Genomic DNA, 20924 nt, shown 5'->3' with positions numbered 1-20924 from the left:
GAATCGAATTATGCGGAAAATCGTAATGCGTCTCCTTGCGGGCCTCGCCAGCTTGTTCATCGGTTTGTTCCTCGCACTCGCCCCGGCCTCGGCGGCAAACCCGCTGCCGGTCGATCAGGCATTCCGCCTGAGCGTATTGAAGGACACGGATGGCCGGCTGGTACTCAACTGGCGGATCGCGGACGGTTATTATCTTTATCGCGACCATATAGCGGCGAAGGACGGGCAGGGAAATCCGCTTGCCGTCGACACGCAGCCCGGACAGCCCAAGGACGACCCGAATTTCGGGCGGCTTGAAGTCTATTACACCCACGCCACGGCAAGCGTGAAGGCGGATACAGAGCCGCTGGAACTCACCTATCAGGGCTGTCAGGAAGACGGCATCTGCTACCGCCCGGAAACCAGGACGGTCGATCCGGTCACGCTCGCAGTTTCGAGCGAGAAGGGCCAAAAGGCCAAGCTGCTGGCGCAGACGCCGACCTTCACACCGACCTTCACACCGGCTGCGGTGCCAGCCGCTCCACCAAAGGCGGCATTTGCCCTTGCACCCGAAAAGGGCATGGTCGAGGGGCTGGTGGATCGTGGCGGCACCGGGCTGGTGATCGCGGCATTTCTGGCTTTCGGCGTGCTGCTTGCTTTCACCCCTTGCGTCTTTCCCATCTACCCCATCCTTGCCGGAACGCTGGCGCGTGAAGGGGAGAAGCTGACCGCAAAACGCGGCTTCGTGCTTTCCGCCACCTATGTCGTCAGCCTGGCGCTGGGTTTTGCCGTGGTCGGCGCAATCGCAGGCTGGTCGGGACAGAACCTGCAGATGGTGCTGCAATCGAAATGGACGGCACTCGTGCTGGCAGGATTATTCGTGCTGCTCGCGCTCTCCATGTTCGGCCTCTTCCAGATACAGCTTCCCAATTCATGGGTCAGCGCGATTTCGTCGCGGACTGGTCCCCATGGCCAGCAGCGGACAGGCTCGAAGCGGTCGGCTGCCATTCTCGGCTTTTCGTCCGTGCTGATCGTCGGCCCTTGCGTTACGGCGCCACTTGCAGGCGCGCTTATCTATATCGCGCAGACTGCCAATGTCGCGCTTGGCGCTTCCGCGCTCTTTGCGCTCGGCATCGGCAAGGGATTGCCGCTCATTGCCTTCGCCACGCTTGGCGCTGGCACGCTTCCGCGCGCAGGCGCATGGATGGAAACGGTAAAGCAGATCTTCGGCTTCGGTTTTCTCGCGACCGCGATCTTCATGGCGGCTCCCCTTCTGCCGCCGGGTGTCGATATGGTGCTGTGGGCGCTCCTGCTTTTCGGGACCGCAAGTTTCGCATTCCTCAAAATTCCGGGACGCAGCGTTGTCGCCCGCACCATCGGCACGGCGGCATTCGTCTACGGCGTCATTTTGATGCTCGGCGTGGCTTCGGGCGGAAAAGACCCGTTGCAACCGCTGGCCGCATTCGGTAACCGTGGCGGCAACCAGAATCTGGCCGCGCTGCAATTTGCGCCGGTCGAGACTGTTTCTTCCCTTCAGGAGAAACTTGGCGAGGCGCGCGGCGACAAGCCGACGCTTGTCTATTTCACGGCGGACTGGTGCGTAAGCTGTTCCACCGTGGAGCGCCGGGTTTTGCCCGACGCTGGCGTGAAGAAGGCGCTGGAAGGTTACCAGCTTGTCAAGGCGGATATTTCCGAGCTCACAGCGGGCAATGCCGACCTGATGGCAAAGCTCGGCGTGGCCGGGCCGCCGACGATGATCTTCTTCAATCGCATCAGCAAGGAACCGGAGGGAACCAGACTGGTGGGCGATATCACGACCGCTTCCATCGAACGTTCGGTCGGTCTTGTGAGCGCTGACTAGAGCATTTCCAGCAAAAGTGCGAAGCGGTTTTGCGTTGGATAATGCGTAAAGACAAAGAGATAGAGCATTTCCAATAGTTCTGGAGAATGCTCCGGCGACAAAGGATGTAAGGATTTCAAGATGGCCCGGGGGCAAGAGAATTGACTGTATCGATTCACAAACAGAACGCGCGGAAATCACTGCTGCGGATGGCCGTGGTGGCCTGTCTGCCTTTTGTTGCCGCGGCATGCACGACCGCATCTGCGGAGCGGCCCATCGCCGTCACCATGCCGCAGCCGGTGGCCTTCAGGCCCGAGCCTGTTGCAGCCGAACCCGTGAGCCAGCCTGCGCCGGAAATGCAGACGGCGAAGAGTGAATATGAGACCATGTATGGCGCGGTGAACGACCGCGGCAATCTCATTCCCGCACTTGATGTCAGTAAGATCGCGGATCGCAATCTGCGTCGGGAAGTTGACTATGCCACGAACGAGCCGGTGGGCACGATCGTGGTTGATCCCTATGCGCGCTATCTCTATCTCGTGCAGCCGGGCGGCAAGGCAATCCGTTATTCGGTGGGGGTCGGTCGCGCCGGACTGACCTTCTCAGGCGATGCCAAGGTTGCCTACAAGTCGCAATGGCCGCGCTGGACGCCGACAGCCAACATGATCAAACGCAATCCGGAGCATTACGCAAAATACGCCAATGGCCTCGAAGGTGGCATCCGCAACCCGCTCGGTGCCCGTGCGCTCTATCTCTATCGCGATGGCAAGGACACGCTTTACCGCATTCACGGCACCAACGAGCCATGGTCCGTCGGCAAGGCTGCGTCGTCCGGCTGCATCCGCCTCTACAATCAGGACATACTCGATCTCTACAAGCGCGCCAGCGCCGGTGCGCGTGTCGTGGTGTTGGATAAATCCCAGTCTGAAGCAAAGTCGGGCAAAGGAGCAAGCTCATGATGAATCGTCGTCAGATACTGGCCGCAACGGCGGCGGGCGCCGCAACGATAGCGATTTCGGGCGGCGAGAGCCTCGCCCAGCGTGTTCCGACGGTTGCGGAAGTACTCTACGACAAGGAAATCCCGGTTCTGGGCAATCCTAACGGCAATGTCACCATTGTCGAATATTTCGATTACCAGTGCCCTTACTGCAAGAAGGGGCATGCCGAACTGATGCGCGTGGTCAGGAATGACGGCAATGTGCGCCTTGTCATGAAGGACTGGATCATCTTCGGCGACACGTCCGCCTATGCCGCGCGCCTCGTTCTGGCGGCGGAAAAATCCGGCAACTATGTAAAGGCGATGGAAGCGTTGATGGCGACGCCCGGTCGCCTTACGCCGGAACAGGTGGATGCGGCGCTGAAAAAGGGCGGACTCGATCCGGCGAAGCTCAATGCGGCCTATAAGGCTGATTCCAAGCGCATCAATGCCATTCTTGAGCGCAATATGGATCAGGGCGAAGCCTTCAATTTCGGTGGCACGCCTTCCTTCGTCATCGGCACCAAGCTCTATGGCGGAGTGATGAAGGAGCCGGAGCTGATCGAGGCGATCAAGGAAGCGCGAAAGTCTTGAACGGACACCGATGATGAAAGGGCGGAGTTGAAAGCTCCGCCCTTTCTGATTCAAAACGGATAATGCTGCGGGCCCTCGATGGTGATCCAGCGCAGGTCGGTAAATTCGTTGATGACGGCCTTTCCGCCGAAACGGCCATAGCCGGAAGATTTCACGCCGCCGAAGGGCATCTGCGCTTCGTCTGCGACCGTCGGGCCATTGATGTGGCAGATGCCGGTCGCAAGCTTTTTTGAAAGCGCCAGCGCCCTTTTCACATCCTGGCTGAAGATCGCGGATGAAAGGCCATATTCGGTGTCGTTGGCCACGCGGATCGCCTCTTCGGCATCCCTGACGCGGATGATAGGTTTCACCGGCCCGAAGGATTCCTGCGTGTAAATGTTCATGTCGGACGTCACGTGATCGATGACCGTCGCCTCAACGATGGAGCCTTCACGCTTGCCGCCCGCCAGAACCTTGCCGCCTTTCGACACGGCATCCTGGATGAGCGCATCCATGCGCTCGGCGGATTTGAGATCGACCAGCGAACCGAGCACGACATTGCCGCGCGGATCGCCAGCGGGTAGTGATCTTGCCTTGGCGGCAAGTTTTTCCGCAAAGACATCCGCCACCTTCTCATGCACGATAAAGCGTTCCGTGGACATGCAGATCTGTCCCTGATTCATGAAAGCGCCAAAAGCTGCCGCATCGACCGCCTGATCGAGATCGGCATCCTCCAGCACGATGAAGGGCGCCTTGCCCCCCAGTTCCAGCAGCACGGGCTTCAGATGCTCCGCGGCCTGTTTGGCGATGATCTTGCCGACATGGGTGGAGCCGGTGAAGTTGATGCGGCGGATGGACGGATGAGCAACAAGGGCCGCCACAATTTCCGGCGCGTCCTCAGGGGCATTGGAAATCACATTGACCACACCGGCGGGGAAGCCAGCATCGTTGAGTGTCTTGACGATCAGGTGATGAACGCCGGGGCAGGATTCGGACGACCGCAGGATAACCGTGTTGCCGCAGGCGAGGGCGGCTGCAACGGCGCGCACGCCCAGAATGACCGGCGCATTCCATGGCGCCATGCCAAGCACCACGCCAACCGGCTGGCGCACTGCCATGGAAACGATGCCGGGCTTGTCCGAAGGGATGATCTCGCCGGTGATCTGCGTGGTGAGCGCTGCCGCTTCGCGCAGCACACCGGCGCCGAGATGGACGTTGAAGCCCGACCAAGGCGCGGTTGCGCCGGTTTCTTCCAACATGAGGCGGATGAATTCATCGGCGCGGCTTTCCATCAGGTCAGCCGCCTTGTTCAGCAGTGCACGACGCTCGCCCGGCCCGGTTTCCGACCAGCTTTCAAAGGCTTTCGCGGCAGATTTCGCAACCGCGTCGACATCGGCAAGGCTGGCCGCAGGCGCTGTAGTGGCGACCTTTCCGGTGACGGGGTCCTTGCGGTCGAATGTCTTGCCGGAAGCGGATGGTGTTTCCTTGCCATCGATGATGAAGCCGATTGTCGTCATGGTCTTCTCCCTGTTTACCTTTCATATCATGGTATAAAAGCTGGAAGCTTGCATGTTCCTTATTTGTGAACAGACTGTGCAACGGCGCCGTTTCGAATTTGAAAGCAAGCAGCGGAGTGTAGCTTCGACGCGGTGGCATTAGCCTTCCTTCATGCTCATATTGAAGGAATACGGACATGAACCTTATGACCATGAAGACCCACGACCCCGATGAAAGCCGCTGGCAGAAGGTGCTCGACCGCGACAAGGCGTCGGACGGGGCATTTGTCTATGCTGTGCGCACCACCGGCGTCTATTGCCGCCCGTCCTGCCCGTCGCGGCGCGGAAAGCGCGAGAACGTGCAGTTCTTCGACGGTTGCGAGGATGCCGAACGCGCCGGGTTCCGGCCATGCATGCGCTGCAAGCCGCATCTGTCCGAAACGCTGGCGACGCAGAACAGCACCCGCTATGCCGAGATGGTGGCCTCTGCCTGCCGTTTCATCGAAACGGCGGAAGAAGTGCCATCCCTTGAAGAAATAGCGGCTTCGGTAAAGGCAAGCCCGGCCCATTTCCATCGCATATTCAAGGAGTTCACGGGACTGACCCCGAAAGCCTATGCGGATGCGCATCGCGCGAGGAAGATGCGGGCGGCGCTCGATGCGCCGGAAATCCGCGTAACCGACGCCATCTATGATGCCGGTTACAATTCCAGCAGCCGCTTCTATGAGGCTTCGGATGGGATTTTGGGAATGACTCCAAAGGCTTACAAGCAGGGCGGCAAGAATGCGGATATCCGTTTTGCCATCGGCCAGTCGACGCTGGGCGCGGTGCTGGTGGCGGCGAGCGACAAGGGCGTCTGCGCCATTTTGATGGGTGACGACCCGGAAGAACTGATCCGTGACCTGGAAAAGCGTTTTCCGCAGGCCAATCTCATCGGTGCGGACCGCGATTTCGAGGATATGGTCGCCGAGGTGGTCGGTTTCGTCGAAGCGCCGCGCATCGGGCTCGACCTGCCGCTTGATCTGCAGGGAACCGCGTTCCAGCAACGCGTCTGGCAGGCTTTGCGAGAAATTCCGGTCGGTAAAACAGTAAGTTATACAGAAATTGCCGAGCGCATCGGCGCACCGAAATCGGTGCGTGCGGTGGCGCAGGCCTGCGCGGCGAACAAGATCGCGGTCGCGGTTCCGTGCCACCGCGTGGTGCGCAACGATGGCGGCCTTTCCGGCTATCGCTGGGGTGTCGAGCGCAAGCGCGATCTCCTGAAGCGGGAGGGCCAGGCATGAATAAAAATGAACCCATGCAGGGCCAGAATATTCCCGCCTATGACTGGCAAAAAATCGGCGCCGAACTCGACCAGTTCGGTGCCACAATTCTCGAAAACATAATTTCGCCACAGGATTGCCACGAGATTGCCGCAGGTTATCACACCTTGGCCGCATTTCGAACGGTGATTTCGATGCGAAAACACGGTTTTGGGCGCGGAGAATACAAATATTACGCAAATCCCATTCCTGCCTTAATTTGGAATCTGCGCCAGAAGCTCTATTTTCAGTTGGCTCCCATCGCCAATCGGTGGAGCGAAAGACTGGGATCGGATGTCCGGTTTCCGCCCACCCATGATGCCTTCCTGGAGCGGTGCCACGCGGCAGGGCAGACGCGTCCCACACCGCTCATCCTGCAATATGTCGAGGGCGACTATAATTGCCTGCATCAGGATATTTACGGCGATATCGCCTTTCCGTTGCAGGTGGCGATTTTGCTGTCCGAGCCGGAGAAGGATTTTACGGGCGGTGAATTCGTCCTGACCGAACAGCGCCCGCGCATGCAGAGCCGGGCCGAGGTCGTTCCGCTCCGGCAGGGCGACGGCGTGGTCTTCGCGGTCAATGACCGTCCGATGCAGGGGACGCGCGGCGATTATCGCGTCAAGATGCGGCATGGCGTCAGCCGCATCCGTTCCGGCAAGCGGCATACGCTGGGCATAATCTTTCACGATTCCAGATAGAGGTTGAAACCGGCGTTTCGATCGCCTTTGATCGCGGCTGGAGCATGATTCCGAAAAGTGGGAAACGGTTTTCGGATAAAAACATGCTCAAACAAAAAGTTTGGAGCGGGATAATGGTTCAACTTGAAAACACCACGCTCTGAGCGATCAAAGGAGTCGGATATGAGCGTGACCATCTACGGTATCAAGAACTGCGACACCATGAAGAAGGCGCGCACCTGGCTTGAAGACCATGGCATCGACTTTGCGTTCCACGATTACAAGAAGGAAGGGCTGGACGGCGAAACGCTCGACCGCTTTCTGAAAAGCGTTCCGTGGGAGCAGCTGCTCAACCGCGCCGGAACGACGTTTCGCAAACTGCCGGAGGAAGAACGCCAGAACGTTGACGCGGGCAGGGCGCGGGCACTGATGCTGGCGCAGCCTTCCATGGTCAAGCGCCCGGTTCTCGACAGGGATGGAGAGCTGACGGTCGGTTTCAAGCCGGACCAGTACGAAAACTTCTTCAAGCCTTGAGGCGGGAAAATGCTGCCATAGATAGCTGCCGGTAAGCAGATGGAGAAATCGATGCGGCAGCGCGCCAAGAAGATCGTTCAGCAATGGTCTGCGAGCTGGCGCGATTCCCTGATCGCTTCCTTTGCAGGCGGCGTCGCATGGCTGATCTGCCAGCTGCTTCTGGACCAGCCGAAACCCGTTTTCGCCATGGTGACGGCGGTGATCTGTCTGGCGCCGAACCTGCCCAACCACGGCAAGCAGGCGATCGGCGTGGTCGTCGGCGTCACGACAGGCGTGCTGGTCGGGGAGCTTTCGCTGCTTTTGCCCGAAACTGTTCCGGTCTTCCACACCAGCATCGTGACTTTCGTTGCCATGGTGCTGGCAACCTCTTTCGGCATGGCGCCTGCAATCGCCATTCAGTCGGGCGTTTCGGCGATTCTGGTTCTCGCCATGGGGCCGCAGGTCGCGGGCGTGACGCGGCTGGTCGATGTTCTGGTCGGGGCGGGCGTGGGCTTGCTGTTCAGCCAGATTTTGATGACACCGAGCCCGTTGCTTCTGATCGACAAGGCTGCTCGGGGCCTGCTCGACCGGCTGGCAAAGGGCCTGAAACAATCGGCCGTGGCGCTGGAAAAGCAGGACCCGGTGCGGGCGCAAAGTGCGATCAACCAGTTTACCTCGGCCCACCGGGCGGTGATCGCATTGGGCGATGGCATCGCACTGGCCCGCAGCAATGCGCGCTGGTCGCTGCGCGGGCGGCTGGTGGCGCGCGAGGTCACGGAAATGGCGGGCCGTTATGATCGGCGCGGCATCCGACTTTACGCATCGGCGCTGCTGTTCGGTGAAGCGCTGGGCAATGCGCTGCGCAAGAAGGAGGCGCCGCCGCCGCCATGGCTGATGGAAGCCTTGCAGGTAGTCATTGCCAATTGCGAGTTGGAGGAAGGGCAGGAGCCGCGCCGGATTCCGTCCATGCCGAAGGATATTCCGTTCGGCTGGCGCGATTGCGCGCACCGGCTGTCGTCGGTTCAGGACACGCTTCTGCACTTCCTGCATTCGGATATTCCCGACAGCGTTCCGGTGCCTGCGCAGCGGCAAAAGGATGAAGCCGCGGCCTGAAGATTTTCAGAAAAGCAGCCGCACCTGATGTGCCAGTTCCTCAGCCGCCTGCCCTGCGAGCAGGGGATGGCTTTGCCAGTCGTCAACAGCCGCGCCCCGATAGGCCGCCTGCGCGAGCGCAAGGGCTGCTGCGGTTTCGGGGGAAACAAGGGGCAGCGCCCATTCGGCGGCGGCGTCCTTCGGCACGAAGGTTCCGGTTTCGAGCGTGTACCACATCCGCGCCAGCGTCAGCAGGACATTGCGCTCGTCGCCTGCAAGGTTGCCGATGAGGGCAGGCAGGGCATCGGCAATCGCCTGCCGCACATCTCCATGCGGCACGGATGGCAGAAGATGCTCACGCGTGGGGCCGACGAGGCTTATTGCTTCTTGGCCGGCTTGCGCGAGCACCAGTGTATATTCGGGGTCGTTATGGGCCTGCGGCACGATCCCGGCCTCGAATTCGTCACGCAGCCATTCTCCATAGATGAAGGCGCACCGCGCAGGATAGCGAGAAGCGGCGAGGTCCTGCCGCAGAAAGAGCATCACCTCCAGGCATCGGGGCATTCCCGGGACGACCGGGTGCCGGCCCGATATCTGCATGAGCCGATCAACGAGAAGCGCACTGGTTTCAGGTGCCGGATTCCGGTCGCAGACCGCCAGCAGGTCAACGTCGCTGTTGGGGCGAAGGCCTCCATTCACGGCGGAGCCATGCAGATATACGGCCTGCAAGGATGAGCCCAGGCATTCCTGCAGGACGATCAGGGCCTTTGCCGCTCCTTCGGGGATTGCTGCGTGATTTCTATCCATCCGGTGTTGATACTGTTCCCGGCGGACATATACAACGCTGCTGGCGACAGAAGGCCCTGCTTCTCAGGCCGCCGCAACTTCCCGCCGTTCCAGAATGCGGTCGATCAATCCCCATTCGAGACCCGCTTCCGCAGTCATGAAATTATCGCGGTCAAGCGCGCGTTCTACCTCTTCATAGGTGCGGCCGCAATGTTCGGCGTAAAGACGCGTCATCAGCCGCTTGGTCCGCTGGGCTTCCTCGGCATGGATGAAAATGTCCGATGCCTGCCCCTGAAAGCCGCCGGAAGGCTGGTGAACAAGCAGGTTCGCATTGGGAAGGGCGGCGCGATGGCCGGGCTCCCCCGCCATCAGCAGGAAGGAACCCATGGAACGGGCCGTCCCCATGCAGAGCGTGTGCACCGGCGCGCGGACATAGCGCATCGTGTCATAGATCGCGAGGCCGCTGGTCACGACGCCGCCCGGCGAATTGATATAGAGATTGATTGGCTGCTTGGAATTTTCCGCTTCCAGAAACAGCAATTGCGCGCAGATCAGCGCGGATACGGTGTCGTTCACTTCGCCATTGAGAAAGATGATCCGCTCGCGCAGCAGGCGCGAATAGATATCGAACGACCTTTCGCCGCGGCTCGACTGTTCAACGACCATAGGGACGAGTTGCATCGTTTCGCGCATGGCGAACTCCTCTCTTCCAAAATCAGGATGTGGATGCTTCAGGCGGCGCGCATGACCGGCATCCGGTTGCTGTTGGCTGCAACCGGTGCGGCATGTTTCACCCGCGCGTCGTTCAATTCTTGGATGACGCGCAGACAGGTGCCGCCGGAAATGCCCGGCACGATGCGGAACGTCACCATGCTTTCCAGAAAGGGCGGCTCGCTTTCCCGCATCCGGTAGCTGATCTCCTCGCCGGGCTTGCAGGACGCAGGTTCCGGATCGGCCAGTGCCTCGGATGGAAGCCAGCTTTCGCGAAATTCCGGAATGCTGATCGCGCGCCAGACTTTCTGCGGCGCGGCATCCAGCTCATATTCCAGCTCTATCGCTTTTTCGCGGTGTTCTTCCTGCCGGTCGGTCATTGGTCCATATCCTTCAGCAAGGTTTTGAGAGCGTCGATACGTTCCGGCCAGTAGGCGCGGTATTTGGCAAGCCAGTTGGCGATGAGGGTCAGTCCGTTCGGATCGACTTCATAATTGACGAAGCGCCCCTCACGTTCCTCACGCACCAGTCCCGCGCCGCGCAACACCGCCAGATGCTGCGACATGGCGGGCTGGCTGATCTCCATCCCTTCCCGCAGCGCGCTGGCATTCATGCTGCCGGATGCCAGCTTCTCGAAGATCATGCGACGGGTCGGATCGGCAAGCGCCCTGAAAACATCGTTGAATATATCGTTCTCATTCATGCCGTCACATAAGCACGCACTTATGCGATTCGCAAGGCCTTATTTGAATCAGAGGTATGATCAATCCGCCGAATGAAACTGCATGGTGAAGACATTCCCGCCGATACCCTCTGCCAGCGAGGGCGCAAGTTTCAGCGGCGTGCATTTTACAACCGCGTCGATAGCAGCGTTCACGAATGCCTTTTTCGCCTTGTCATCCCCCTGAACGTTGATCGCAGTGGGGCGGGGCGGCCCCATCAGGCTGCCGTTGCGCTTGAAGCTGAAGCTGAGGGTCACGGCCGAATTCTTGCTGCCCGTAGGCGCGGTCCAGCATGCGTTCAGCGCGCTGCCCACATCATCCATGGTCTTCAGTTCCTGTGCCTGAACGGCTCCTGCGGTGGCGAACGTCAAGGTCGCCCACAGACAGAATTTCGACCCGTTCATCCTGATCCTCCATCAAGAGAGTGCAATAGATCTATTGTAGTTCTGCTCCGGCAGAGTTCAAATCCAACTCTGTCGTCGGGTTTCGGAGATCGGGAGCGGTTTCAGTGTCAATCCGTGTGATCGATCCGATCAGAAAAATTCAATTGTCCTTGGATGAATGAAGCTTATTTTGCCGCCAATGACCGAGACCTCCCTGCAAATGACCAAGCCCGCATCTTCACACCATCGCACCGCCGTTCGCTATGCTTTCGGCGGTTTTCTTGCCATGGCTGCCGCCATGGGGATCGGGCGTTTCATCTATACGCCGATCCTGCCGGGGATGATGGCCGATATCGGCTTCACTGCCGCCGATGCGGGGTGCATCGCGTCGGCAAACTATATCGGCTATCTGCTGGGGGCGGTCGTGGCCGGTTATGGCTGGTCCGCGGGCATCGAACGGGCAAGCGTGATCGCGGGCCTGATAATCAGCGGTTTGCTCTGCGCAGCCATGGCGCTTTTTGACGGCGTCTGGCTGTTTTCCATCATCCGCTTTGCGGCCGGTTTCATCAGCGCGGTGACGATGATCCTGTGCACGGCAATCGTGCTCAGTCATGTCACGGCGGCGGAAAGGGCAGGGCTTGGAGCCCTGCATTTCGGCGGCGTCGGCAGTGGCATTGCGCTTTCTGCCGTTCTGGTGGCGCTGATCCGCCTTTCCGGGCTCGACTGGCGGGCCGACTGGATCGGCGCTGCCGTTCTCACCATTGTGATGGCCGTTCTGGTCGCGGCTTTCGTCCGGGAAGGTCCGGTCGGCGGAAACAGCGGCACGCGCGAACCGCCGCTCCCCAAAAGCCTCGCCTTCAATGCGCTGGCATTGGCCTATGGCATCTTCGGCTTCGGTTATGTGATCACGGCCACATTCCTCATTGCAATCGTGCGCGCGACCGATGGCGGTCCGCTGATGGAAGCGGCTGTGTGGGTGGTGACCGGCCTGATGGCAGCGCCCTCCATCTGGCTGTGGGCTCCCGCAGCCCGTAAGTTCGGTCTCTTCAACGCATTTGCCCTGACGGCCACCCTTGAGGCGGTGGGCGTCGCGGCCAGCGTGGTTCTGGCGCCGCCACTCGGTCCATTGGTGGGCGGTGCGCTTTTGGGCATGACCTTCATGGCATTGACGGCGTTTGGATTGCAGATTGCCCGCACGCTCGCCCCGTCTTCACCGAAACGCGCTCTGGCGCGGATGACGGTCTGCTTCAGCATCGGCCAGATCGTCGGCCCGCTGGTGGCAGGTTTCATGGCGCAGCGGTCCGGTTCGTTCACTTCGGCAAGTCTGGCCGCAGCGCTCTCGCTGGTGGTCGTCGCGGTGCTTGGCATCGTGGCAGGACGCGCCGCCCGGACAGCGGGTTGAAAACCTTACAGGAATTTAACTGGTAAACGCACAAGGACCGGCTTCTTATGAGGATAATTCCTCAGGAGTTGGATGTAACCCGGTGTTTGTGTCGTTTTTCCCTCGTCCGAAACTGTTCTTCTGGTCCGTCGTAATCTGGTGCCTGCTGGCGATAATCGGCTGGTACGAGGGAGGTGAACGGCTGGGCGCAGTGTTCGGCCTGCCGCCGCTGGCGCCCGACGCCGCGCCGATTATCGGTGCAAGCATCTTCTGGTCGGCGCCGTTTCTCTGGTTCTATATCTATTTCGCGGTGATGACATTCGCCTTCTATCTGTTCTGGGCGTGGTTTTCACCGCATCCCTGGCAGCGCTGGTCGATACTCGGATCGGCGCTGATCCTGTTCACCACCTATTTCGGCGTGCAGGTCAGCGTGGCGGTCAATGCCTGGTATGGGCCGTTCTACGACATGATACAGAAGGCGCTGACAACACCGGGCGCCGTCAGCGCGTCCGATTTCTACTGGGGGCTGGTCACTTTTGCCAAGATTGCCTTTATTGGCGTCACGGTCAGCGTTTTGAGCCTCTTCTTCGTCAGCCATTATATCTTCCGATGGCGCACGGCGATGAATGACTATTATGTCATGTACTGGCCGAAACTGCGTTCCATCGAAGGCGCTGCACAGCGTGTGCAGGAAGATACGATGCGCTTTTCAACGACGCTCGAACAGCTCGGTGTCAATTTGGTGAAAGCTATTCTGACGCTGATCGCCTTTCTGCCGGTCCTGTTCAGCTTTTCCGAGAAAATCACCGAGTTGCCGATTATCGGCACAATACCGCATGCGCTTGTATGGGCGGCTGTTTTCTGGGCTGCCTTCGGGACCGGTCTGCTGGCGCTGGTCGGCATCAAGCTGCCGGGACTGGAGTTCAACAACCAGCGCGTGGAAGCGGCTTACCGCAAGGAACTGGTCTATGGTGAAGATCATGACGATCGCGCCGGTCCAGTCACAATGGCCGAATTGTTCCGCAACGTCCGGCACAATTATTTCCGGCTCTATTTCCACTATGTATATTTCAACGTGGCCCGCATTTTCTATCTACAGGCCGACAATATTTTCGCGACCCTGATCCTCATACCGTCCATCGTGGCTGGAAAGCTGACGCTTGGCCTGATGAACCAGATCATCAATGTATTTTCGCAGGTACAGGAATCGTTCCAGTATCTCGTCAAGTCGTGGACGACGATCATCGAGCTGTTGTCGATCTACAAGCGCCTGAGGGCTTTCGAGGCGACTATCCATGACGAGCCGTTGCCATCGGCGGATCGCGGAGATCTGGAAACAGTGCCTTCGGCCTGAAGTCAGGATCGGTTCTGGCCTGCGTGGACCGTCTCCCTGTCGAGACTGTCCAGATAATCGCCATAGGTCGTGCATTTGACATCCGGCCTGGTGCAGACTTCCGCCACCAGCCGTTCCATGGCGCGCCAGTAGGCGCCGTCATTCATCAGCACGAAATGAAAGCCGAGCTGAAGCGGAATGCGCTCGCCCGCATATTGCTTGTCGAATGCCGCCCGGAAAGCCTTGTAGGCCCGCTCCTCGAAAGCTGCCGATTGCTGCGGCGCTTCCTTGCCCTTCGAGTGGCGGACATAGAGATTATAGTCCATCGCCACGATGGGACGCTGCGACGAGCCTTCCGGGACAAGCGGCAATCCGAATGAAGCGAACTGACCGGCGAGGATCGGCGCTTCCGGGCCGCGGGTGACGGACGATGCCTGATAGCGAAAGCCGTTTGCCTTCAGCGCGTCCTGCACCGGTTTCGACGCGGCGAGATAGGGCGCGCGGAAGCCGTTTATGCCCTTCAGCGCGAGGTCGCGCCAGCCTTCCGGCTCGCCGTCGATGCCGTTATTCCTGTAGGCGTCGGCGGTGATGCGGCGAAATTCCCTGATCTCCTTGTCCCAGTCGGCGGTCGACCAGTCGGTGCCGTCGAAATGACCGCAGCCATGGCTGGCAATCTCGTTTCCTTCCAGATGCGCCTGCCAGATATTGCCAAGACGCGCGACGACTTCATCGCGGCTGAGCGCAAAGCCGACATTGGACGAACCCGCCCGCTTGTGCGGCGGCTGATAGTCGCGCCGGTCCTGTCTGGTCATCAGGAAGACGCAGGACAGGAAATAGGTGAAGTGGGCGTTGTTCTTCTTCGCCAGTTCGCGCGAGCGGGTCCACAGCGCATTGTCATGGGCCCCGTCGAAGGAGATCAGCACATATTGCGGCTTTGCGGGCACCGGTTCCGCCTGCGCGGTGCAGGTGGAAAGAGCAAGGGCTGAAAGCAGAAAAGGGCGGGGGGACAGAAAGCGCATGGACCACTAAAAGAGGGGGAGGGGAAACAGTTCCGGAAATTCCGTGGCTAGTTCTCGAATAAGGCGATTGTCGGACCGGAATGCACTTTGTAACGCATGTGTTGGCTTATTTCGCATACGGGTCTTACATCTGGCGCGAATTCCGACTAAAAGCGCCAGAACGCATAAATATCGAACATCAATTTGGCTTTAGTGGCAGGTCCATGGCAGACGACAGTTTCATTCGCGAGGTAAACGAGGAAATCCGTTCGGAACGGGCAAAGCAGGTCTGGCGGAATTTCGGTCCGCTGGTGATCGGCGCCGCCGTGGCCATCGTTCTGGGGACGGCTGGCTGGGTGGGATATCAGCACTGGACCGACAGCAAGGCTTCCGCTTCCGGCGACAAGTTCCTGGCCGCGCTGGATCTCGCCTCGGAAGGCAAGAACGACGAGGCGCTCGCTGCGCTCGCCGATCTGGAAAAGACCGGCTACGGCTCCTATCCGGTGCTGGCGCGTCTTCGCGCCGCATCGGTCATCGCCGACAAGGGTGATGCCGCCGGTGCCGTGAAGGCTTTCGACGACGTTGCTGCCGACAATGCCGTGCCTGGGCCGCTGCGCGATGTCGCGCGCCTGCGCGCCGGTTATCTGCTGGTCGACAGCGGTTCCTATGACGATGTGGCCAAGCGCGTGGAAACGCTTTCCGCTGACGGCAATCCGATGCGCTCCAGCGCGCGGGAAGCCCTGGGCCTGGCCGCATGGAAGGCCGAACGTTTCGACGATGCGGTCAAGCTGTTCCAGCAGATCGCCAATGACAGTCTGGCCCCGGCCAACATCCGCCAGCGGTCCAACACGATGCTCGATCTGATGCGTAGCGCAGGCGTCAAGGTGCCTGACGCGCAAAGCACATAAATTCGCAAGTTTTGGAGTTATCTTCTTCCATGGGTTTTACAGTCGCCATCGTCGGGCGTCCCAATGTCGGCAAGTCCACGCTGTTCAATCGCCTCGTCGGCCGCAAGCTGGCGCTGGTCGATGACCTGCCGGGTGTCACGCGCGACCGGCGCATCCACGATGCCAAGCTCTACGATCTGAAGTTTCAGGTTATCGATACGGCGGGTCTTGAAGAAGCTGCCAATGACAGCCTGGAAGCGCGGATGCGCGCCCAGACCGAAGCTGCCATTCAGGAAGCCGACGTCATCCTTTTCGTCGTTGATGCCAAGAACGGCCTGACGCCGACCGACAGCACCTTTGCCGAAGTGGTTCGCCGTTCCGGCAAGCCGGTCGTGCTGGTTGCCAACAAGGCGGAAGCGCGCGGCGCGCAATCCGGCATGTATGACGCTTTCCAGCTTGGCCTCGGCGAACCATGCCCGATCTCTGCCGAGCACGGTCAGGGCATGCCCGACCTGCGTGACGCGATTGTCGAGCTTCTGGGCGAAGAGCGCGTCTTTGCCGACGAGAAGGAAGAGGAAGCCGAGGACGAGGTTTTCACGCCGAAGGTTGTCGGTGAATTGATCGGCGACGACATCGAAGACCCGGATGAAGAAGAAATCCCGGCCTATGATGCGACCAAGCCGATGCGCATCGCCATCGTCGGACGCCCGAATGCCGGCAAGTCCACGCTCATCAACACGATGCTGGGCGAAGACCGCCTGCTGACCGGACCGGAAGCAGGCATCACGCGTGACTCGATCTCGGTCGATTGGGAATGGCGCGACCGCAAGATCAAGCTGTTCGATACGGCTGGCCTGCGCCGCAAGTCGCGCGTGCAGGAAAAGCTCGAAAAGCTGTCGGTCGCCGACGGCCTGCGCGCGATCCGTTTTGCGGAAGTGGTGATCATCGTCCTGGATGCGACCATCCCGTTCGAGAAGCAGGATCTGCAGATCGCCGATCTCATCATCCGTGAGGGCCGTGCGCCGATCATCGCATTCAACAAATGGGATCTGATCGAAGACCGCCAGATGGTTCTGGCCGATCTTTACGAAAAGACGGCCCGCCTGTTGCCGCAGGTGCGTGGGCTGCGTGCTGTGCCGATTTCCGGCGAGCGCGGGCAGGGCATCGACAAGCTCATGGAGAATGTCGTCAAGACCCACGAAATCTGGAACCGCCGTGTTTCGACCGGACGTCTCAACCGCTGGCTGGCAGGCGTCATCGCGCATCAGCCGCCGCCGGCAGTTTCGGGCCGCCGCCTCAAGGTCAAGTATATGACGCAGGTAAAGACCCGCCCGCCGGGCTTCGTCGTGTCCTGCTCGCGCCCCGATGCGATGCCGCAATCCTATGTGCGCTATCTCATCAACGGCCTGCGCGAAACCTTCGACATGCCGGGCGTGCCGATCAGGCTTTCCTTGCGTACCTCGGACAATCCCTTTGCAGGCCGCGCCAAAAAGAAGAAGTAAAAAAAAAGCCCGGAGCGATCCGGGCTTTTTGTTGTCGTCTGCAGCCGCGTCAGGCTTGCCGTCATTTCGATAGCCATGGATTATTAGACTTATCGTAAACATAGGTTCGCTTCGGTCTTGCGGAATAGAGAAGGTAGGGGACCCATATAATTGCTGGCAGCCATGATAGAAGCAGCACAAAGCCGCTGGCGTGGGACTCCGCTGCGGTTGCGGGTTCTGCAAAAAGGATTGGCAGCATATTCAATATGCCGGATGCAAACAGGAATAGCACCATGAAATACCTGAAGGCCTTCAGATAATAATAGTTTGCGTATAGCGCGTATAATGATCCAATGAAAAATATTATGTTTATCTATATATGATATCAAATCTGGCTGAATAAGTCCAGCGTCGGAATCTCATAATTTAGTTGAAAAGACATGGGTGCTTTCATTTTCTGGAAGGAGCGCCTTCTGCTCGATTGAGGCCGCCTCTTTTTTTTAGAGCATTACCTGTTTCTGATGAATCATTGGAAATGCTCTGTTTGTTTTATCGCATGTCTTTGACCCGAAACCGGTTCCCACTTTCGGGAGACATGCTCTAGTCTGCGCCAAATCCACACTTTCGGGTTGAGCTTGGCTGCGACGGCTGCTAATCCGCCCGCTCCCCGATTTCCTCCAAAAAAGGTGCAGTGATGACGAAGGCTGACCAGAGCCCATTTGACGGCGTGACATTGGGCATCGATTTTGGCACGACCAACACGGTTCTTTCCGTTGCCGCAGCCGATGGCACGACGGCGGTTCTCAGTGTGCCGAAGGATGGGGTTGATATTACCGGCTACCGTTCGGTTCTCTGCTTCTGGCAGGATCGTGAAACCGGCGAGCGCACCGTCGAAAGTGGGCCATGGGCGATGGACGTATTCGTCAACGCGCCGCACTCCACGCGCATGCTGCAATCCTTCAAGACATTCGCGGCATCGAAATCCTTCACCGACACGCCGGTTTTCGGCAAGCGCTTCAAGTTCGAGGATATTCTGACCACTTTCCTCGAAACGGTTGCCGCGCGGCTGGGCGACCGCCTGCCGCCAAAGGGCAATCGCGTGGTCATCGGCAGGCCGGTGATCTTTGCAGGCGCTTCGCCCGATGAAGCGCTGGCCATGCAGCGCTATGAAAAGGCGTTCCGGGCATTCGGCTTCACCGACATTCATTATGTCTATGAGCCTGTCGCCGCCGCTTATTTTTATGCGCAGGAACTGACGGCCGCGTCCACCGTTCTGGTGGCCGACTTTGGTGGCGGCACCAGCGACTTTTCCATCGTGCGGTTCGACGTGGGCAGGCAAGGCCTGAGTTTCACGCCGCTCAGCCAGACGGGTGTCGGTATTGCCGGCGACACGTTCGATTACCGCATTATCGACAATGCCGTGTCGCCGCTGCTTGGAAAAGGGACGGAATATCAGTCCTTCGGCAAGAGGCTGACTGTGCCGAACCATTATTATGCAAATTTTGCGCGCTGGAACACGCTGTTCCTGATGAACTCTCCGGCCACCATTCGCGATCTGGACGAACTGGCCCGGCAAGCGGTTGACCCCAAGCCGCTCGAACATTTCATCAACCTGATCGAGAACGATTACGGCTACGAGATCTATCGCGCCGTATCGGACCTGAAAGTGCGGCTTTCATCGCAGCGCATGTCGGAACTGCACTTCAAGGCGGATGATTTTGAAATCCGTTCCGACATTACCCGCAATGATTTCGAAAACTGGATCGCGGACGATGTGCGCCAGATCGAAAACTCGGTGCAGCAGGCGGTCGAAAAAGCGGAGCTGGAAACCTCGTCTATCGACCGGGTTTTCCTCACTGGCGGCACGTCTTTCGTGCCGGTTATCCGCACCGTGTTTGAAAGCCGCTTTCCCGATGCCGAGGTGACAAGCTCGAACCAGTTCGATTCCATTGCCAACGGCCTCGCACTGATCGGGCAGAGTACGGATATCGAACGCTGGTCGGTGAAGAGCTAGAGCATGTCTCCCGAAAATGCGAACCGGTTTCGGGAAACATGCGATAAAACAAACAGATAGCGCATCCCGAAAAGTGTGAAACGGTTTTCGGATAAGATGCGCGTAAAAACAAACCGAGCATTTCCAGTGATTCAGTGAAAACAGGAAATGCTAGAGGCAGTCTGGAAGGCTAGCGATGGGTCACTGGCCGTCAGGGCAGAATTTCTATCGGCGTTCGGTCGGAACCCTTGCCCATATGTCACGCATTTCCGCATCGGTGACGGCAATGCAGCCATCGGTCCAGTCCCAGAGCCGGTGTGCCGATGCCAGCCAGCCCCAGCCATTCGGCAGGCCGTGGATCATGATATTGCCACCCGGTGCATGACCGGCAGCCGCTGCTGCCTGTTTGTCGTTTTCGTTGGGATAGGAAATATGCAGGCTCAGATGCGCCATTGAGCGCGGATTGCGCCAGTCGATGACGTAATGCCCTTCCGGCGTCTTTTCATCGCCTTCGCGCTGTTTGTGACCGCCATCGCCGTTGCTGCCGAGCGATATGCGATAGGTGCCGATTGTTCTGCCGTCGCGCAACAGGGTCATCTGGCGGTTAGCCTTTTCAACCCTGATCGCATCGGCCTGTTGTTCGGACGGGGTGGCAAGCGGAGGCTCGGACAGGCTTATCCTGGCCATGACCTTCGTATAGCCGAATAATGCGATGGCGATGAGCACCACGGCGAAGAGAGTTTTCGTGAACATGGTGCTCGCTTTGAACAGGTCAGTATCTGCCCGCTTTTCACAGATGATTGGGGCTTTCACAAGTCGAACATGGTCTGTGAAGTCACTGCATAACTTAAGGAGCAGTTGCCGTATCGGCAAAACAGGCAGAAATTTCCTTGTTGGCACCAAGCTTTTCAGCCCATTTGACCAGATCGGGCATCTCGTCTCTTTCAGCCATCCCGCCCCAGACGTCCCTCAGTTTGGGCGACTTGCCGGAAAGATCGAAGAAGAAATAGCCGGGATCAGCCACCGGAACATCCGCATAGACGACAGACCAGTTGCCATATTGCATGAAGCTCTCGATGTTGATGGAAGCCGGTTTGACTTTCTTGCCGAGACTTTGTGCGATGAGCGACCTGTAGTCTGTTTTCTGCTGTTTGGTGAGCGTGGTCGTCACGCCAGCGCAGGCGGATTTGGCAAAGGCACTCCCTGCCGGAAGAGCCAACGCAACAGCAAGCAGAACTGCGGCACAGGCAGGCGAAAAGCGTGTGTTCATCATTCCCCTCAGAAAAAAGCCAGCGCGATAATTCCGATTTTCAAGCGTCTCCATAAATTCCCTCCTCGAACCGGCTCGACCCATCGCGGTCGCGCTCATAGCCATGCATGTCCGGGAAAGGCGGCAGCCAGCTTTCGCGGCGGATGGTCCAGAGTTCATAGGTCGGCTTGAACTGATCCGGCGCATCGAGCGAACCGAGGTTGATTTCGATCTCATCGCCGCTGTGGCCGAAAACGGACGACCCGCAGCGCGGGCAGAAATGCCGTCCCGCATAGTCGCCGGTTTCTCCCTCGACCGTAACCGCAGTCTCGGGAAATATCGCCGAGGCATGAAACAGCGCGCCATGATGCTTGCGACAATCGAGGCAATGGCAGATGCCGACCCGGTATGGCTGTCCCACCGCTTCGAAGCGGACTTTGCCGCACAGGCAGCCGCCCGTGACCTTATCCATGATGCACCTCCTCACCGTAGCTGTCCGCAATCTGTAAAGCGGAATTCGCTTAAACCCCGCATTAACCATATTCGTTCA

The 20924-nt window shown here is 59.0% G+C and carries 22 protein-coding genes and 1 pseudogene; 12 read left to right on the top strand and 11 right to left on the bottom strand.

The annotated features are described in order from the left end of the window. Positions 1-25: 25 nt before the first annotated feature. The 3 genes from dsbD to ACS5UA_RS04035 all read left to right on the top strand — a co-directional run bounded on the left by dsbD (position 26) and on the right by ACS5UA_RS04035 (position 3389). Positions 26-1840, top strand: a complete 1815-nt coding sequence (gene dsbD, locus ACS5UA_RS04045) for a protein-disulfide reductase DsbD (protein ID WP_021586192.1) — start codon at positions 26-28, stop codon at positions 1838-1840. A gap of 188 nt (positions 1841-2028) precedes the next feature. After that, positions 2029-2778, top strand: a complete 750-nt coding sequence (locus ACS5UA_RS04040; RefSeq protein WP_021586190.1) for a L,D-transpeptidase — start codon at positions 2029-2031, stop codon at positions 2776-2778. Then, positions 2775-3389, top strand: a complete 615-nt coding sequence (locus tag ACS5UA_RS04035) for a DsbA family protein (protein WP_021586189.1) — start codon at positions 2775-2777, stop codon at positions 3387-3389. Before ACS5UA_RS04040 ends, ACS5UA_RS04035 begins: the two co-directional genes overlap by 4 nt. A 50-nt stretch (positions 3390-3439) precedes the next feature. Here the strand turns inward: ACS5UA_RS04035 and ACS5UA_RS04030 are convergent, their stop codons facing one another. Then, on the bottom strand, positions 3440-4885 hold the full coding sequence (locus ACS5UA_RS04030; protein ID WP_021586188.1) for an aldehyde dehydrogenase: 1446 nt from the start codon (positions 4883-4885) through the stop codon (positions 3440-3442). A 176-nt stretch (positions 4886-5061) separates the two neighbouring features. Here ACS5UA_RS04030 and ada point away from each other — a divergent pair, with 176 nt between their 5' ends. The 4 genes from ada to ACS5UA_RS04010 all read left to right on the top strand — a co-directional run bounded on the left by ada (position 5062) and on the right by ACS5UA_RS04010 (position 8471). Then, entirely contained in the window at positions 5062-6147 is a 1086-nt protein-coding gene (gene ada / locus ACS5UA_RS04025) for a bifunctional DNA-binding transcriptional regulator/O6-methylguanine-DNA methyltransferase Ada (protein WP_021586187.1), read from the top strand. Then, positions 6144-6866: a 2OG-Fe(II) oxygenase gene (locus ACS5UA_RS04020; protein ID WP_021586186.1), complete on the top strand. Its 723-nt coding sequence runs from the start codon at positions 6144-6146 to the stop codon at positions 6864-6866. The genes ada and ACS5UA_RS04020 overlap by 4 nt, the downstream gene beginning before the upstream one ends. Positions 6867-7028: 162 nt before the next feature. Then, positions 7029-7379, top strand: coding sequence for an ArsC family reductase (locus ACS5UA_RS04015; RefSeq protein ID WP_021586185.1), 351 nt, complete (start codon positions 7029-7031; stop codon positions 7377-7379). 51 nt (positions 7380-7430) lie between these two features. Then, positions 7431-8471, top strand: coding sequence for an FUSC family protein (locus ACS5UA_RS04010; RefSeq protein ID WP_025089698.1), 1041 nt, complete (start codon positions 7431-7433; stop codon positions 8469-8471). Positions 8472-8477: 6 nt separating this feature from the next. Here ACS5UA_RS04010 and ant(9)-Ic read toward each other — a convergent pair whose 3' ends face one another. The 5 genes from ant(9)-Ic to ACS5UA_RS03985 form a co-directional block, all read right to left on the bottom strand. Further along, positions 8478-9257, bottom strand: coding sequence for an aminoglycoside nucleotidyltransferase ANT(9)-Ic (gene ant(9)-Ic / locus ACS5UA_RS04005; RefSeq protein ID WP_443101196.1), 780 nt, complete (start codon positions 9255-9257; stop codon positions 8478-8480). 63 nt (positions 9258-9320) lie between these two features. Next, on the bottom strand, positions 9321-9929 hold the full coding sequence (locus tag ACS5UA_RS04000) for an ATP-dependent Clp protease proteolytic subunit (protein ID WP_006472915.1): 609 nt from the start codon (positions 9927-9929) through the stop codon (positions 9321-9323). Positions 9930-9967: 38 nt separating this feature from the next. After that, complete coding sequence (locus ACS5UA_RS03995) at positions 9968-10327, bottom strand: SRPBCC family protein (RefSeq protein WP_443101195.1); 360 nt, start codon at positions 10325-10327, stop codon at positions 9968-9970. Then, positions 10324-10650 (bottom strand): ArsR/SmtB family transcription factor, encoded by a 327-nt coding sequence (locus tag ACS5UA_RS03990; RefSeq protein WP_021586180.1) that lies wholly within the window; start codon positions 10648-10650, stop codon positions 10324-10326. The genes ACS5UA_RS03995 and ACS5UA_RS03990 overlap by 4 nt, the downstream gene beginning before the upstream one ends. Positions 10651-10710: 60 nt before the next feature. Continuing rightward, positions 10711-11073 carry a hypothetical protein gene (locus ACS5UA_RS03985; protein ID WP_443101194.1) on the bottom strand — a complete coding sequence of 121 codons (363 nt, stop codon included), beginning with the start codon at positions 11071-11073 and terminating at the stop codon, positions 10711-10713. 199 nt (positions 11074-11272) lie between these two features. On the opposite strand from ACS5UA_RS03985, the gene ACS5UA_RS03980 reads away from it, so the two are divergent. Both ACS5UA_RS03980 and sbmA read left to right on the top strand, forming a co-directional pair. Then, a complete protein-coding gene (locus ACS5UA_RS03980) occupies positions 11273-12454 on the top strand; it encodes a YbfB/YjiJ family MFS transporter (RefSeq protein WP_443101193.1) in 1182 nt (393 codons plus the stop codon). Positions 12455-12536: 82 nt separating this feature from the next. Beyond that, a complete protein-coding gene (gene sbmA / locus ACS5UA_RS03975; RefSeq protein WP_443101192.1) occupies positions 12537-13787 on the top strand; it encodes a peptide antibiotic transporter SbmA in 1251 nt (416 codons plus the stop codon). A 2-nt stretch (positions 13788-13789) separates the two neighbouring features. Here the strand turns inward: sbmA and ACS5UA_RS03970 are convergent, their stop codons facing one another. After that, entirely contained in the window at positions 13790-14785 is a 996-nt protein-coding gene (locus ACS5UA_RS03970; protein WP_443101191.1) for a polysaccharide deacetylase family protein, read from the bottom strand. Between the two features lie 203 nt (positions 14786-14988). Here ACS5UA_RS03970 and ACS5UA_RS03965 point away from each other — a divergent pair, with 203 nt between their 5' ends. Together ACS5UA_RS03965 and der are read left to right on the top strand one after the other, a co-directional pair. Continuing rightward, the gene (locus tag ACS5UA_RS03965) at positions 14989-15672 is read left to right on the top strand and encodes a tetratricopeptide repeat protein (RefSeq protein WP_128006042.1); all 684 of its coding nucleotides are present in this window, start codon (positions 14989-14991) and stop codon (positions 15670-15672) included. A 29-nt stretch (positions 15673-15701) separates the two neighbouring features. Next, positions 15702-17153 (top strand): ribosome biogenesis GTPase Der, encoded by a 1452-nt coding sequence (gene der / locus ACS5UA_RS03960; protein WP_006472920.1) that lies wholly within the window; start codon positions 15702-15704, stop codon positions 17151-17153. 61 nt (positions 17154-17214) lie between these two features. Here der and ACS5UA_RS03955 read toward each other — a convergent pair whose 3' ends face one another. Continuing rightward, a complete protein-coding gene (locus ACS5UA_RS03955; RefSeq protein WP_443101221.1) occupies positions 17215-17496 on the bottom strand; it encodes a DUF2569 family protein in 282 nt (93 codons plus the stop codon). A gap of 330 nt (positions 17497-17826) precedes the next feature. Here ACS5UA_RS03955 and ACS5UA_RS03950 point away from each other — a divergent pair, with 330 nt between their 5' ends. Continuing rightward, a complete protein-coding gene (locus ACS5UA_RS03950) occupies positions 17827-19146 on the top strand; it encodes an Hsp70 family protein (protein WP_063881929.1) in 1320 nt (439 codons plus the stop codon). A 190-nt stretch (positions 19147-19336) separates the two neighbouring features. Here ACS5UA_RS03950 and ACS5UA_RS03945 read toward each other — a convergent pair. The 3 genes and pseudogenes from ACS5UA_RS03945 to ACS5UA_RS03935 form a co-directional block, all read right to left on the bottom strand. Continuing rightward, positions 19337-19878, bottom strand: a pseudogene (locus ACS5UA_RS03945) (L,D-transpeptidase family protein). A gap of 94 nt (positions 19879-19972) precedes the next feature. Next, positions 19973-20395, bottom strand: a complete 423-nt coding sequence (locus ACS5UA_RS03940; protein ID WP_443101189.1) for a hypothetical protein — start codon at positions 20393-20395, stop codon at positions 19973-19975. A gap of 40 nt (positions 20396-20435) precedes the next feature. Beyond that, positions 20436-20846, bottom strand: coding sequence for a GFA family protein (locus ACS5UA_RS03935; protein WP_443101188.1), 411 nt, complete (start codon positions 20844-20846; stop codon positions 20436-20438). Positions 20847-20924 lie beyond the last annotated feature (78 nt).

It is taken from the genome of Brucella sp. RRSP16, assembly GCF_052246815.1.
GTDB lineage: Bacteria > Pseudomonadota > Alphaproteobacteria > Rhizobiales > Rhizobiaceae > Brucella > Brucella intermedia.
Note: the sequence above shows the minus strand (reverse complement) of the source record. Positions and strands in the feature narration are given on the sequence as shown.